General features: G+C 47.3%; 12 protein-coding genes, 1 pseudogene and 1 riboswitch. Of the genes and pseudogenes, 3 read left to right on the forward strand and 10 right to left on the reverse strand.

Going from position 1 to position 15,529, the window contains the following annotated elements:
• Positions 1-20: 20 nt before the first annotated feature.
• From ribB to ribD, 3 genes and pseudogenes are all read right to left on the reverse strand, one after another.
• A pseudogene (ribB, locus tag ACE3MZ_RS15005) lies at positions 21-644 on the reverse strand (3,4-dihydroxy-2-butanone-4-phosphate synthase); the annotation flags it as partial.
• Positions 645-674: 30 nt separating this feature from the next.
• Complete coding sequence (gene ribE, locus ACE3MZ_RS15010) at positions 675-1,352, reverse strand: riboflavin synthase (protein ID WP_411342958.1); 678 nt, start codon at positions 1,350-1,352, stop codon at positions 675-677.
• A 101-nt stretch (positions 1,353-1,453) separates the two neighbouring features.
• Positions 1,454-2,554: a bifunctional diaminohydroxyphosphoribosylaminopyrimidine deaminase/5-amino-6-(5-phosphoribosylamino)uracil reductase RibD gene (ribD, locus tag ACE3MZ_RS15015; protein ID WP_411342959.1), complete on the reverse strand. Its 1,101-nt coding sequence runs from the start codon at positions 2,552-2,554 to the stop codon at positions 1,454-1,456.
• Between the two features lie 453 nt (positions 2,555-3,007).
• Positions 3,008-3,179: riboswitch (FMN riboswitch) on the reverse strand.
• Between the two features lie 442 nt (positions 3,180-3,621).
• Here ribD and ACE3MZ_RS15020 point away from each other — a divergent pair.
• Both ACE3MZ_RS15020 and ACE3MZ_RS15025 read left to right on the forward strand, forming a co-directional pair.
• The gene (locus tag ACE3MZ_RS15020) at positions 3,622-3,906 is read left to right on the forward strand and encodes a hypothetical protein (RefSeq protein ID WP_411342960.1); all 285 of its coding nucleotides are present in this window, start codon (positions 3,622-3,624) and stop codon (positions 3,904-3,906) included.
• A 735-nt stretch (positions 3,907-4,641) separates the two neighbouring features.
• Complete coding sequence (locus ACE3MZ_RS15025) at positions 4,642-5,889, forward strand: replication initiation protein (protein ID WP_411342961.1); 1,248 nt, start codon at positions 4,642-4,644, stop codon at positions 5,887-5,889.
• A gap of 527 nt (positions 5,890-6,416) precedes the next feature.
• On the opposite strand, the gene ACE3MZ_RS15030 is transcribed toward ACE3MZ_RS15025, so the two are convergent.
• The 3 genes from ACE3MZ_RS15030 to ACE3MZ_RS15040 all read right to left on the reverse strand — a co-directional run bounded on the left by ACE3MZ_RS15030 (position 6,417) and on the right by ACE3MZ_RS15040 (position 9,921).
• Positions 6,417-7,379, reverse strand: coding sequence for a dihydrodipicolinate synthase family protein (locus tag ACE3MZ_RS15030; RefSeq protein ID WP_411342962.1), 963 nt, complete (start codon positions 7,377-7,379; stop codon positions 6,417-6,419).
• 528 nt (positions 7,380-7,907) lie between these two features.
• A complete protein-coding gene (locus tag ACE3MZ_RS15035; protein WP_411342963.1) occupies positions 7,908-8,774 on the reverse strand; it encodes an alpha/beta fold hydrolase in 867 nt (288 codons plus the stop codon).
• Positions 8,775-8,838: 64 nt separating this feature from the next.
• Positions 8,839-9,921 (reverse strand): NAD(P)H-dependent flavin oxidoreductase, encoded by a 1,083-nt coding sequence (locus tag ACE3MZ_RS15040; RefSeq protein ID WP_411342964.1) that lies wholly within the window; start codon positions 9,919-9,921, stop codon positions 8,839-8,841.
• 220 nt (positions 9,922-10,141) lie between these two features.
• On the opposite strand from ACE3MZ_RS15040, the gene ACE3MZ_RS15045 reads away from it, so the two are divergent.
• Complete coding sequence (locus tag ACE3MZ_RS15045) at positions 10,142-11,035, forward strand: LysR substrate-binding domain-containing protein (protein ID WP_411342965.1); 894 nt, start codon at positions 10,142-10,144, stop codon at positions 11,033-11,035.
• Between the two features lie 29 nt (positions 11,036-11,064).
• On the opposite strand, the gene ACE3MZ_RS15050 is transcribed toward ACE3MZ_RS15045, so the two are convergent.
• The 4 genes from ACE3MZ_RS15050 to dagF all read right to left on the reverse strand — a co-directional run bounded on the left by ACE3MZ_RS15050 (position 11,065) and on the right by dagF (position 15,479).
• Complete coding sequence (locus tag ACE3MZ_RS15050; protein WP_411342966.1) at positions 11,065-12,669, reverse strand: amidohydrolase; 1,605 nt, start codon at positions 12,667-12,669, stop codon at positions 11,065-11,067.
• A gap of 288 nt (positions 12,670-12,957) precedes the next feature.
• A complete protein-coding gene (locus ACE3MZ_RS15055) occupies positions 12,958-13,674 on the reverse strand; it encodes a GntR family transcriptional regulator (RefSeq protein ID WP_411342967.1) in 717 nt (238 codons plus the stop codon).
• Positions 13,675-13,696: 22 nt separating this feature from the next.
• Positions 13,697-14,746 (reverse strand): sugar kinase, encoded by a 1,050-nt coding sequence (locus tag ACE3MZ_RS15060; protein WP_411342968.1) that lies wholly within the window; start codon positions 14,744-14,746, stop codon positions 13,697-13,699.
• Positions 14,739-15,479, reverse strand: a complete 741-nt coding sequence (gene dagF, locus ACE3MZ_RS15065) for a 2-dehydro-3-deoxy-phosphogluconate aldolase (protein WP_411346806.1) — start codon at positions 15,477-15,479, stop codon at positions 14,739-14,741. The genes ACE3MZ_RS15060 and dagF overlap by 8 nt, the downstream gene beginning before the upstream one ends.
• Positions 15,480-15,529 lie beyond the last annotated feature (50 nt).

Genomic DNA, 15,529 nt, shown 5'->3' on the forward strand with positions numbered 1-15,529 from the left:
CAGGCTTTTCCATGCAATGCTTCTTGATGATCCTGTACGTAAGCTATCAGCTCTTGAATGCTGATCAGCTTCAGATCGTGCTTGTGAGCAATCTGCTTCAGCTGATCCAGTCGTGCCATGGTGCCATCCTCGTTCATGATTTCACAGATGACACCAGCCGGATATGCACCGCTAAGACGCGCCAGATCAACCGCCGCCTCGGTGTGACCGGGACGAGATAACACGCCGCCAGAATTGGCGATCAGTGGAAACATATGCCCTGGACGACGAAACTGCTCTGGCCCAGCCTCTGGATCGGTCATACCAATCGCAGTAATAGAGCGCTCATGTGCCGAAATCCCAGTCGTCGTACCGACGTGATCGACGGACACGGTAAACGCTGTACCATGGTAATCAGTATTGTGCGCAACCATCGGCTGCAATTGCAATTGTTCCGCGCGTTCCGATGTAATCGGCATGCACACCAACCCGCGCCCTTCCGTAACCATAAAGTTAATGACTGCCGGAGTTGCCTGTTCTGCCAGTGCAATAAAGTCGCCTTCATTCTCGCGATCTTCATCATCTACTACGATAACGACTTTGCCCTGCTGCAAATCGTGTATTGCTTCCTCAATCCGGTGAAGGCCGGAAAGCTCCTCGGACATCTTCTCCGCCTCCTCTACCTGTGTGTTCATTTACAAATATCCGTTTTGCTGTAAAAAGTCAGCGGTCAACTTAGAACCGCCACCTGTACCACCTGCCGCATCATTCGGTGTAGCTTCACGGTAACGCAGCATATGCTCCACATACTTGCCCAGCACATCGCATTCAATATTGACGGTATCGCCCGGCTTCCGATGACCGAGCACAGTTTCCTTGAGCGTGTGCGGAATGATCGAAATCGTAAAGCTGCCGCTCTCTACGCTCACCACCGTCAAGCTAATTCCATCTACTGTAATCGAGCCTTTCGGAATAATATAGCGAAACAGATCAGCATGCTGCGGCTTGATACGGAATATGACCGCATTCTGGTTATGCTCAATCTGTTCAATACTCGCCGTACCATCCACATGTCCCTGCACAATATGACCGCCAAAGCGACCATTGGCAGCCATCGCTCGTTCCAGGTTAATGGGACTGCCAGTACGTGCATCCTTCAAGCTAGACAATCGGTACGTCTCCGGCATAACATCTACCGTAAACAGAGAGCCAGCAATCGTCGTTACCGTCAGGCAGACGCCATTGCAGGCAACACTATCGCCGATCAGCAGACCGGGCATAATGTGCGATGCCTGAATACCAAGCACCATCGCTTCGCCGCGTCGGTCTATTTTTTTCAGTGTACCGATTTCTTCGATCAACCCGGTGAACATGTACCATCACCTTCCTTCAATTGGAATCCATTTATCGTTGGAGCTACTATGCTGCATGATGGATAAGCCAAACGTTACGATGAACATGTATAACGGGAGCTTTACTGGTGATGGTAGCGTGCTAGACCACTGATGCACACATTATCGTCCAGCGTCTCTACTTCCAGTTCATCCAGTGTGACTGCCTGATTCATCTTGTCAAAACCGTCGAACGTAAAGGTTGAAATATGACCGCCAATCAGCTTCGGTGCGAAGAACAGTGTAATCCGGTCAACCAATCCGGCTTCCAGCATCGCGCCATTCAGCTGACCACCGCCTTCCAGCAAAATCGACGAAATTTCCAGTTTGCCTAGCAGCGTCATCGCCTGCTTCAGATCGACATGTTGCCCTTCGCCGCTGACGATGACACGCACTCCGCGTGCTTCCAGTTGGGAGATGCGCTCCTTGCTAGCACTTACGGTAGTCACGATTATCGTCGGTGCGACACTGATATCCAGTAAACGTGCTGCATCTGGAATACGCAGTGTCGAGTCAATGACAATGCGTACCGGATGCAAGCCGGGGACTTCGGTGCGAGTCGTCAGTTCTGGATCATCTGCCAGTACCGTGCCAATACCGACCATAATGCCCTGATGACGATGACGCATACCATGTACACGTTCACGCGCAGCGGCATTGGAGATCCATTTGCTATCGCCAGTACGGGACGCGAGTCGACCGTCAAGCGTACTTGCTGTCTTCAGAGTAACGAACGGCAATTGCGTAGTGATGTACTTGTTAAACGTTTCGTTGAGACGCTCGGAACGTTTGGCGAGTACGCCGGTGACTACCTCGATGCCATGACTGCGCAGACGCTCAATACCAGAACCCGCTACCTGCGGATTCGGATCAACGGCTGCGACGACGACACGTTTTACCTTTTCCTTGATCAGTCGATCACTACAAGGCGGCGTTTTGCCATAATGACTGCACGGTTCGAGCGTGACATAGGCAGTCGCACCTTCGGCTTCGTCGCCTGCCATATTAAGCGCATGCACTTCCGCATGTCCGGTGCCACGCTTCAAATGCGCACCTATGCCGACGACACGACCGTCCTTTACAACGACACAGCCGACAACCGGATTAATCTCCGTTTGCCCCTGCGCGCGTTCCGCCATATCCAATGCAAGTGACATATAAAATTCATCGTTTAACAAATTCATCCTCAGGGCTCCTTCGTCTTGTGCAAAATATAATGGAATCTATTGCTTCGTCATAAATGGGAAATAGAACAATAGATCACAACATTCATTTAGTTACCATTTATAACATAGTAACAAAATTATATTGTGTGAACAATCCGAAAACGCGAAAAGCCCCGCAGACCGGCATCATTCCGGTACTACGGGGCATCATAAATAGACAGAAATAGAGATAGATCATGCGCAAATGAACTGCATACGAATGTGATCTACCCATTCCTTTTGCAGATACTGCTGTGCAGTTTGGTTTGGCATAAGCTTGCATTTTGGGAGAAAGCAATATGATATACAGGCATAGCCTCAAACAAGGATGCAGCCAAATAAGCCACTTCCAGTCGGCACTCCTGTATTCCTATCTGTCCCAAAACGCATACATCTCCATACGGACAGCGCCTGCACCTACGTCAGACCTGTCCTGTTCCTCTCCCATCCAGACTATACTGTCGGCTCCGGATTCTCACCAGATCCACCGCCAGACATCATCAGATATCTGCCGGGTCACGGACTTAGAGCTTACAGATTGCATATGGCAACCCCATATCTCAACACCGCCGGTGGGGAATTTCGCCCCGCCCCGAGGATAAACGTTATTCAATTATATACTTCACTTGCCAACCACGAGCTACCTTTTTTCATGCAGCGTGATGGTGAAATCATATCACCGTCATCGGTAAAAATCAAGAAACTGCCTTTTCACTATATATAAACGCTTATTATAATTGAATAACTATTATTCTTTTGGAGCTTATTAGAATGTGATTGTTAGTTTAATAATCTTTGTCTGGCTGATAAAAGACACAGTTACAACCTGCTTACCTTCGTTTGCTTTTGCAGTAAGAATCTAATTTTGAATAGTAGCACCAGCGACAACGTTTTTGATAAAGACACAAATTGTATGCAATCTCCTCCATCATCAATGAACGAAACATATTTAATCCTTGTCTCTTTTAAACTGTATACCATATTTTCATTCCCTTCTTTTTAATTTAGTTTGGTATAATAATTCAAAATGTATAAGGAGTGGTTCAATGGCTGTTTGGACTTCAATAGAGAATGCTAAAGTAATAGGTATTCTTCCAGATTATAGAAGGCTAATCAAACAAAATATTAGTAAAAGTGACGCTCAGAAAATCTGTGCCCAACAATTGATTAGTAATGATGCTTTAAAAATATTTGAGAAACGCATGAATAACGTTGAAAATCCATTGAGAACGCTCGGTCAGCACATCGAAGTGATAAACCAAATCGCTGCAGGCATCACTACACCAAAAAGAGCAGATGAATACAATTGGTATAATTGTTTCAAATACTAACTAATCAAGTACAAATCAAACCATAAATTAATACTTTATGATTTAATTTGTACTTTCTACTGACTTACCTACATACAGAAAAAGAGATTTTTCCGATGATGGATCATCTCAATAGCTAGGTTAGATGTAAACAACGGTTTTTATTTATTACATATAAAATAACGTAATAACACACTTTGCGTAATTGCGTTATTTTTTCAACCTACAACTGAGATAAATCCTTGATACGACAGGATTTCGCTGCTTTACTATGGACAAATTTAGGGTGCAAACCGTGACATCTCGTTCTATTCTGTCATCGTTTCATACGATACACGCAAGCGCAGCTTGCAACTATGACAAAAATAGGGTCAATTCTCTCTGTCATGCTGCTGCACCCTATTTTCGACCATACTCACCCTCAAACTGTCCTCTTTCGCCCTAAAAGTGTCCTTTCACATCCTATTTCTGTCCATCGTTACAACCTAATTCCGTCCACACTATATCCTAAAAACGACCATCCTTCGCCCTAAAAAAGTCATACTTCACCCTAAACTCGTCCATCTAAAACACGAAAAACTCCTGATATTCCTGACTTGCTGGCGATCTAAAACAAGTAAATATTTTAAAACAGTGAAAACAAGAAATGTAAAACAAGAGGAAAACATCACAAGACGATTGTTGTTGTCTTCACTCTATGTTTCTACTCATTTATACTATATAATGGGCTGTATTATCTGTTGTGGAGGAATTGACATGCGTGGCAACAACCTCGTTACAAAAGCAAACAACTTGATCGAGACACCATTGAAATTAGGGGTCGTTGAAATGCGGATTGTCATTGTGCTAATCAGTACCATTTCCCCGCATGATGATGAATTCAAGCCATATCGTTTTAAAATTTCTGAATTTGCGAAGATGATCGGTGTGAAGAACAAAAACATTCATCAGCAAATTAAAGACTATACATACAGCCTGATGTCGCAGCCGTTTTATCTGCATGATAATTTGCAGGTCACTTGGCTCGCGTCTGCGGAATATTTTCCCGGTGAAGGCGTCGTTGAGGTAGAATTCTCGCCCAAGCTACGACCGTATCTACTGCAACTGAAGGAAAAGTTCACCACCTATCGGCTGATCGATATTATTAAGCTGAAAAGCGCCTACGCAATGCGAATCTACGAATTGCTCAAGCAATATGAGCGAATCGGCAGTCGGACATTTACCGTACAGCGGCTCAAAGAGCTGCTCGGTATTGAGGATCAGTATCCGGTGTATGCCGATTTCAAAAAGCGTGTACTTGTTAAGGCACAGCAGGAGATTAACAAGCATACCGATATTTCGTTTTCATTTGAGGAAATGAAGACGGGGCGCAAAATTACGGAGATCAAGTTTCTGCTCAGTAGTAAGTCTGCCGATGCCAAAGCCAGTGTGCTCTCCGATCCCGACAAGCCTGCGGGCGCACGTCATCATACGTCTTCTCGGTTGCGGCAGCAGCTCAAAGAGGAATTCGGTCTGCAAGCGAAAGCAATTGATCAGGTGTTGTCGCAGTATGACAAGCATTATATCGCTGAAAATCTGGACGTGGTGCGCGCCGATGCCAAGCGCGGCAGAATCAAGGATATTCCCGCATATACAATGTCTGCGCTCAAAACCGATTACCGCAAAAAACGCTCCGGTCTGGAAGAGGAACATATCGCTTCTCAGCAAGCCAAACAAGTCGAAAGTGATTTGCTGGAGTCATATATTCACGAGCTGTCTCAGCAGGTTCGCGATTATATTACGAATCTATCAGCTGAACATATTCAGCAAGAGCTGGACGGGCTAAAATATAGTGTACGGACGCTGGGCATTGCAATTGTGGATGACGAGGTAACTGATCCGTTTAGCGAAAGCGGCAGTTATTTTATCCAGTATATTCAGAAAAAGTACTTTAAGGATTATACGTTTGAGCGGTATTGTGAACAGAAGGCGGATACAGACGCAAGACTGATTGATGAGGAATAGATGAGTCGTAATGAAGAGATGATCAAGAGCCAGCAACCGTTACAGGTGCTGGCTTTTTTTATATATTTCACTTTGTTTTCGTTTTAATTTTTCACTTTGTCGTTTTACTTTGTTTTCGTGTTATTTTGGTGTGTTTGATGATCAGTTTTATTTTCATCTGCGATTGTTGCTTTTGTTTATATTGGTCACTGTGTTGGCTATGAATGGGATGCTGTGGTATGGAAGCTGTTCTTTTTTAAAGATGGACAAAAATAGGGCGCTTTGTTGTACAGGGTGATTTGATCATTATGTAAGCTGATCTTTACGATGATATACACCTCATTTCTCCTCATTGATAGCAAAACGGAGTGTAAAGAAAGCTATTTCTGATCGAAATTTGCTCAACTATGACAAAAATAGGGCGTACAGCATAAAGGGAACTCAATCATTACCCTATTTTTGTCCATATTAACCCTATATTCGTCTTACAAGAGATATTTTCTTACGGAAGCCTAATATTTTATTCGCGTATCTATGCTTGCTATGTTTCAGATATAATCTGTTGTTCTATTACTATCCATCCTCCGGTTGTTATTTGTTGAAAAGAAAGATTGCGTTAGCTCGTTCGTATGCAAATCTTGCAAAATCTGCCGTAACTGTGTCTGCACTCCTCGGCTAACAGGTAATAGCGGCAATGGAAGTCCCGGCTCTGAGATCCATCCCTGTATGACCGCGAGCGCGGTAACGATACGCAAACTGCCGAATTGCTGGAACAATGTCCAGAGTGGTTGCAGTGTATTCGACAGCTCGTGAGCCGCAGCCACATTGCCCTGCTGCGCCAAAGAGGTGATTTCCAAACTAATCTCCGGGAACAATCCACCTAATACCGAATACCAGACGTCACAGCCAGCAACTAGACCTGTCACAGCGGCAGGATCACCGCTAATGCCCAGAGCGATCTTCGGATGAAGAGAACTTTGAAGCTGTTGTACACGTTCGCGTGCGGCTTGCTGTTCTTCTGAAACAGCCGGGATTTTGATAGAACCGACATGCGGCAATTCCGCAATGCGGGCATATAAGTCGTCGTTAAATGTAAAATGCGATGTACGCGGATTGTCGTATACGCAGAGTGGTACAGATAGCGAATGAGATACCTGTTCATATAGTCCGAATACTTCATCCTCTGTCAGCGGCTGATATGAGATCGGCGCCAATAACACGGCACTTGCTCCAGATTGCTGCGCATCATCTGCCAAACGCAACACATCCGCGGTGCGCAAGGCACTAATACTGGTCATAATCGGAATATGATTGGCTTCCTGCACTGCTAGCTGTAAAATATGCCGCCGCTGCTGACGATCCAGATACGCATAGTTGCCAGTCGAACCGAGCACACCGATCTGCTCCACACCCGCCTGAACAAGACGATGAATGAATGGAACAAATGATTGATCATGAATCGTTGATTCATTCATTGGTGTTAATGGAAATGCACATAAACCTTTGAACATATAGTATTATACGCCCTCTCTTCGATGAACTTGAAGCTGAGGGTTATTATAGGGTGAATAGAGAAGTATTTTAAGTGCCAATTTTGCAGAAATGGACTATGCCAATTGGGATGAACATTTGGAAATCAGGATCGTTTTACAATCAGTATTATAAAGATGGACAAAAATAGGGTGCGCTATGTGAGAGCTATAATTGGTGGGGAACTGTCCATGTTATTTTGTTATTTTATGTGTGGAAGTAAGGTGCAATATGATGATCTTGGAGTTGATCGATATGGAACTATGACAAAAATAGGGCGCAAATCGTTGAAATGATCAAATGTCCACCCTATTTCTGTCCACTTTAGCCCTAGAAGTGTCCAGCTACTTACTATACATCACATATATTGAAGGCTGAACACAATTATGGTGGATTATAAACGATATGCCACAACCGCCAGAACAAATTGCAGAGCAGTTATGGCATATATTGCATCGCAATCAGATGATTCAGTAAACAAAATCTGCGCAATCTGTATGCGATGATATCTACGTATGCGAAGAATGACAACGACGTTGCCAGAAATCCACAATGAGATTACCAATGGTCTTCGCATGAGTTTCCAATGCAAAATGCCCGGTATCCAGCAAATGAATCTCGGCGTTTGGCACATCTTGGGCAAATGCGTGTGCACCTGCCGGAATAAAGGAAGCGTCGTTTTGCCCCCATACTGCCAGCAATGGTGGCTGATGCTCACGCAAATAATGCTGAAATAACGGATACAAATCTACATTGGTTCGATAATCATAAATCAAATCCAGCTGCTTCTCATCATTGCCCGGTCGTGACATATACAGACTGTCCAGCGTATAACCGTCTGGTGATACGCTATGCGCTGGTGTTCCATCTGTATATTGATGCCGGATCGTATCAGGATCAAAGGCACTTCGGTAACGCTGGCGCTGTTCTTCAGTAGGGTGCTGCCAGAATTGCTTCCGTGCCGCCCATTTTTCACCTAGACCTTCCTGATACATATTGCCATTTTGCGAAATGATGGCGGTAATCTGCTGCGGATGACGTGCTGCCAATCGAAAGCCGATTGGAGCGCCATAATCGAATACATACATCGCGTAACTCGTAATCTCCAGCTTGGATAGCAGCTTCTCCATCATTAGCGTCAAATTATCAAACGTGTAGGCAAACTCACTTCGGTCAGGCGCATCCGAATTGCCAAAGCCCGGGTAATCAGGCGCGATGATGTGAAAGTCATGCTCCAGTAACGGAATTAGATCACGGAACATATGCCCTGCGCTCGGAAAACCATGCAGTAATAGCAACACTGGTCGATCCGGCAATCCTGCCTGACGATAAAAAATGGTAACGCCTTCAATGTCGATGTGATGATACGTGATCATGTATACTCTCCTTTGTTTTCCTAGTATGGATAAGTAAAGTGGTGGCGTTCAGTCGAGGAATACGTTACAGTCGTTCTTTGACCTGATTCGCTTCATGGATGATCTGCTGTATGATGTCTGAAGCAGACTGATTGGACGATAGCATTCTAGTACCCTGACCTGCCCAGAGTGCCATATACTCAGAACGATTCTGCTGAGCAGCAGCATTTCGGATATCTCTTGTCAGTGAATTTTGAGTAGGAAAGGATAGGGGTGGCAATCCGCCTGCATTCCATTGCTGTATAAACGTATTGGATACGCCTCTAGCAGGGCGACCTGAAAAAGAATGCGTCAGCACGGTGCTCTCCTCCGTGCTGTTCAGTAAAGCTTGCTGATAAGCTGGATGTGCGCCGGATTCGCTAGCTGTTAGAAAGCGCGTGCCTAATTGTACGCCCTGTGCACCAAGCGCCAGCGCCGCAACCAGCCCTCTACCGTCCATGATGCCACCAGCAGCAATAACCGGAATGCGCACATGATCAACAATTTGCGGAATGAGTGCGATACTGCCGATATTAGCGCCAAGATCTGTTGATGATAGGTCAAATGTTCCGCGGTGCCCACCGGCTTCACTGCCCTGAGCGACAACATAATGACACCCGCTCTGCTCCGCTTGAATCGCTTCGTTGACCGTAGTCGCAGTTGCCATCACCTGAATGCCCGCCGAGTGGATCAGTTCCATTTGAGACTCAGACAATAAGCCAAATGTCGTGCTGATCACTGGAACCTTTTGCCGGATCAGAATGTCCAATTGTTCTTCTAGAATCTGGCGGGTATGAATCTGCTTCTGTGTCGGACGTGGAATTCCCAGCTCGTCCCGCGTCGCCTGCAATTGATCGTTGACGGTTTCAAAGTTGGTATAATCGTCCTCGCCAATATGGGCAAACACATTGACTGCAAAGGGCAGCGACGTGAATGTTCTAATTTCCTGAATCGCAGTATGCAACTGCTCTGGCTCCATATAAGCGGCACCGAGCGTACCCAATCCACCTGCATTGGATACAGCAGCTACGAGTAGAGCCATATTGGGAATGCCCGCCATACCCGCGAGTATGATAGGATAGCGGATACCAAGTCGTTGACACAGAGAATTACTTGCGGATGTATGCATAATGAGAAGCCTCCCTGTATAGGTCTAGTGGGAATACCTAGGTCTTATTGTTAGTAAGTTGTATGACGTACACAAATCCACTGCTTCGATGAACATGAACAGAAATAGGAACAAGAACAGGAATAGATTCAGTTTACATGGGATGCAACGATCCTGTATAATCCGAAAATCAGATCACAGGCATCTCCATTTCAGATGGATGATGCGGCTGGAGGACATCATGGATCTTCATTTACTGGAAATTTTCAGACAGGCAGCGCGTGAAGGCACTATTACGCAAACGGCGAAAACGTTAAATTACGCACAATCCAATGTGACTAGCAAAATTCAACAGCTGGAAGCAGATATGCAGACGTCGTTATTTTACCGTCATAAACATGGCATTACGTTAACACCTGCTGGGCATGTACTGTTATCGTATACCGAAAAGATCCTGCATACCGTTGCCGAAGCTAGAACAGCAGTCAATGATACGTCTTCTCCTCGCGGTCCATTGACGATTGGCTCGATGGAAACGACTGCTGCTGTACGATTACCGGATGCGCTGGCACGTTATCATCGCCAGTATCCGCATGTCGACTTCTCGCTCATTACAGGCGCTACCGATCAATTGTTACAGAAGGTGCTTCATTACGAGCTGGACGGCGCATTTGTCGCAGGTCCGGTGGATCATCCAGAGTTGATGCAGCATAAGGTGATGGACGAACAACTTGTGCTGATCACTTCGCCAGATCAGCCTGCTTTGCCCTCAGTGCATGAGCTGCATAACCGTACCATGCTCGTTTTTCGCAAAGGCTGTTCCTACCGTGCTCGCCTGCATATGCTGTTACAGGATGAAGGGGTATTGCCAGTCAAAATGATGGAGTTTGGCACATTGGAAACGATCATTGCCTGCGTAGGTGCTGGCATGGGCATCAGCCTATTGCCGTTGTCGATCGTTGCGGCTTATGAAGCACAGGGCAAGGTGATCAGCCACACTCTACCTGTTCCATATTCCGCTGTGGATACACTATTTGTGAAACGCAAAGATACGCTGACGACTCCGGCACTCTCTGCTTTCCTGAATGAAGTTGCGCAGCATACAATGCCAACGCCGAATAACCCTGATACTTGATGTCATCAGGGTTATGGTTTGTTTTATGTTCAAGCACCGGTATACGCAGTCTCGCCGTTCACAATCGTCATGCGAACTTGAGCATTCAATAATTGCTCCGCTCCGGTATACAGATCGCGATCCAATACGGTAAAGTCGGCGGCTTTGCCTACTTCGATACTACCGCGTGTCTGTTGTTCACTCACTGCCGCAGCGCTGCCAGACGTGAACAAATTTACTGCTTCGGCGATGCTCAGACGCTCATCTGGCAAATAACCAGATGCTGGTTCACTTTGATCCGGGCGACGACGAGTAACCGCGGCGTGCATGCCCAGCAGCGGATCAAGCGGTTCGATGGGAGCATCGCTACCACCTGCACATACAATACCTGCTTGCAGCAGCTTTTTCCAAGCATATAGATAAGCTGTTCGTTCCGCACCTACCCGATCCAATACCCATGGAAAATCACTGGCAACAAAGCGTGGTTGAATGTCGGCAATTAGCGGCAATGCTGTCATTCGTTGCAGCAATGCTGCATCTAACACCTGCGCATGAATAAACCGATCTGGCAAATGGCTAATGCCTTGCAGCGGATTCCGTTCCATCGCCGTCAATGTCATATGAGCAGCGCCATCGCCAATCGCATGTACAGCAATTGGAAATCCAAGACGGCGAGCGCGTGCGGTCAATTCATCCAGCAGCTGCTGATCGTGAATCGCCATGCCAGCGGTGGACGGATCATCGCTATACGGCTGTTGCAGCAGCGCCGTTCGTCCGCCAATTGCACCATCGGAGAATATTTTGGCGGCACCGATGCGCAGCCATTCATCTCCATCGCCTGCACGTACATTCCGCGCTTCCGCTTCATCCAGATGCGTATAATAGAGCAGCTGATGACTGCGAAAACGAAGCCCTTCTTCCCGTAGCTCACGGTGAATGCGCAGCATCGTCTCGATACTGCCAAGAAAGCGCAAATCCTCTGTATGCGCACCAGTCAGACCAAGTCGTAGACCGTCTTCACAGGCGCGCCGAATGGCTGACTTTTTCGTTTCATAATCTGGCTCTGGCTGGATACGTGTAAAATATTGATTCGCTTCTTCATAGACCCAGCCGTTCAGCTCACCCTGTTCATTACGTCCAAACGAGCCAGACGGTGGATTGGGCGTATCGTTGTGTACACCTGCCCGCTGAAATGCTGTGCTGTTAGCAAGAAAAGCATGAAAGCATGTTCGAGTGAGATAGATCGGATGATCGGTCGTGATCTCATCCAATTCCTCACGCAGCGGCGGCACTGCGGGTTGAAAGGCATTTTCATTCCAGTTCAGACCAACAATCCATTCTCCTGCCGGTGTCACCTGTACACGCTCACGGATTAACTGTACCATCTGCTCTTTGGACGTAACGTTAGAAAAGTCCAGCATCGATAGCTTCATGCCGTGCATGGACAGATGCATATGCGAATCGACCAATCCGGGTAGTACATGACCCCCATCCCAGTCTACGATCTGGTAATCGGAGCCGGATAATTGAAGCTTCAATTCGTCGCGGCTGCCAATCGCGCGGATGATGCCCTGCTCGACATACACCGCATTATGACCTGCTGTTATGCCAGTGGGCGCGGCAAATACGCCATGTATGTATAAGGTTCCACTCATATTCTTTCTCCCCTGTCCGCTGATGTGTAGGCATTCCTTTTGTATCTATTTCATTATGCCATATCTGCTTCCTACTTGCCCGATAGGGATCGTATCTGCTGGAAAATGGAATCAAGCGAAGCGCTTCGCCGGTCTATCGGATGCAGATATTCGTACGGGCATTCACTTGCTGGGGCAGGCATGGAATTTGTAAATCTGTATAACAAAGACGACTATCCGAATTGAAGTTCGTCCAGTCGTCGTAGTCATTGGATAAGAGTCATCTGATCATTGAGATATCGTGCCTTGCTACACGTCGTAATTTACCAGATAATGCTGCAAGCCCGTATTGTAAAAGCCTTGGCTGTACTCCACCAGATTGCCATCAATATCGTACGAATAACGCAGCCGTTCCAGAATAACGCTCTGCGGCTTCACTTGCAGCAGCTTCGCTGTATCCTCATTCGCCGATGATACGGTAAAGCTGTCGCGGAAATTGTGTAGCTCAATGCCGTATTCCTCAATCAGATCGTACAGCGATTGCAGCGATAGTCCTTCCAGCGATAACGTCTGTGGGAATACCGATGCCAGATAGTGCACGTAATGAATATACGGTTGCTCGTCCAGCCAGTACAGCCGTTCGACCTTCAGGCAACGTGAACCAAAGTGCTGGTATAGCGGGCTATCTGGTTCATTGTTCATCCACGAGGTGTGCAGCAGCTGCTTACGAATCTGGTGTCCGTTTTCGACCAGAAGCTCGGTAAACCGTTTGCCTTTGGACAATTTGGACAATGACGTATTGCGGATGACGGTAGTGCCAACGCCGCTGCGCTTTTCCACATAGCCTTCCTGCGCCAGCTCTTGCACGGCGTTGCGGACGGTCATTTTGCTGACACTGAATTCTTTTTCTAGCTGCGGCTCCGATGGAATGGTCGTGCCGAGTGGGTACACGCCGTGCATGATGCGGTCTTTGATAATTTTTTTGATTTGTAAATAAAGAGGTCCTTTTTTACGCGTAATGGACATGGATGTCCTGCCTTTCCGCCCGTTACCTGTCCACATCCCTGTACATATCCGCCATCGCCTGCATAATCTCCGTTTCGGTAGACAGCGGGGTATCGCCAGTGACGGTATGCGCCAGCATCGCTGCCGCTGCGGCAAAATCCACCGTCTGCTGCGGTATCCAGTCACTCAGCTCACCGTGAATAATGCCTGATGTGTACGCATCGCCTGCGCCAATCCGGTCATGAACGGGGAATGTCAGACTTTTGGAAAAAGTAAACGAGCCATTCTTATACATGTAGCCCTGTAACGAGTGCATATGGTTGCTCAGAATCGCACGATGCGTTCCGGCAATTACAGGAATATCATACTGTGCAGCTACGTGTGGAATCAATTGTTTTAATTGCAGCTGCCGTTCCCCACTCTCACAGGGCATACCGAGAATGCCCATTGCATCCCGTTCATTCATCATAACAATATCTGCCATATAAAGCATCTTCTGATAATGAGGACGCGCAAATTCATAACTGTCTGGTCCCCATAGAGACGGACGGAAGTTACAGTCAAACACCACCTGTTTCCCTTGTGCCTGCATCGCTTGCGCCAGCTGCAGCATCTGTTGCCGAACAGTATCGTTCATCGCCAGCGTAATCCCGCAGAAGTGCATCAGCTCGACGGTTGCAGCGATCTGTTGTTCATCGTACACATGAATTGGCGATGTGTTGAAGCTACTACCAAGTCGATCATTATACGTCACTCGGCTCTGACGCGGTCCAAATCCATTTTCCAAAAAGTACATGCCCAGATGCTGACCACCGCGTTGGATCAGCGAAGTGGAGATACCAAGCCGCCGCAGATGTGAGATTGCCGCCTCACCGAGTGGCGTTGCTGGTAGCGTCGATACGAGATAGCCGTCATGACGTAATCGTGTTAAGGCAGAGGTAATATTCACACCAGTACCGGAAAAGGAATACCGCAGCTCGTTCCCCTGCGCCAGTGTCTCCACACCAGGCACCTGCAAGCGCATCATCACTTCGCCAAACGCTCCGACCTTACAACTCCGTGTTGCCGAAATGTCATTCGGCTGTTCAGGCATACGCATCCACCAGCTTTTTCAGTTTACTCAGCAGGGTCTGTACATCCTGCACATTGGTATTGCCATCGCTGTCGATAATGGATGAGTACACATGCGGAATCACCTGTGGCACGCCAGCTTCCAGCGCGATTTGTACTATTGGTTCAAAGTTATCCAGATCGATGCCACCAGTCGGCTCCAGTGCAAAATTTGCCGCCGCACATGCCTTCACTACCGCGCGATATTCATCTTCCAGCTGCAATCCTTTCATTGGAAAATACTTGATCGCATTGCCTCCCATATCGCGAATGAGTGCAATTGACGCCTCAATCGGTACAATGGCAGGCTGCGTTGCGGCGCTGAATGGACCAGTTGAGATGTTGACATAACCGGGCTTGCCACTTGGCGATACGAGACTGTTAATCCAGCTATCTCGCTTGCCAAGCTGGGCACGCGTTCGTCCAACTGCCGGAAAGACCTGATTGATATGGGTACCGCCATATTGCGCTGCAATGTCGGCTACGACCGCTGCCTGCCGATGATCACCTGCGCCCAGACCGATGGATACCGCGTCCTCGATCTCACTCCCGTATTCACGCATCGCTGTTATTGCTGTCGCTGCATCTGGATAGCTTTTGGATAAGACACCGACTAGTACATGCCCTTCCGCGGCTGCAAAGATATCCTTTGCATTTTCTATACTGCCCGCCAGTACATTCAGCGCTGCCCGTCCGCGATACAGACGCTTCGCCATCGCCGGGAATAGGTTCTGCTCAGATGCCGTTGAAGATGTGGATTGGTTCA

The organism is Paenibacillus sp. WLX1005 (assembly GCF_046603685.1).
Classification (GTDB): domain Bacteria; phylum Bacillota; class Bacilli; order Paenibacillales; family Paenibacillaceae; genus Saccharibacillus.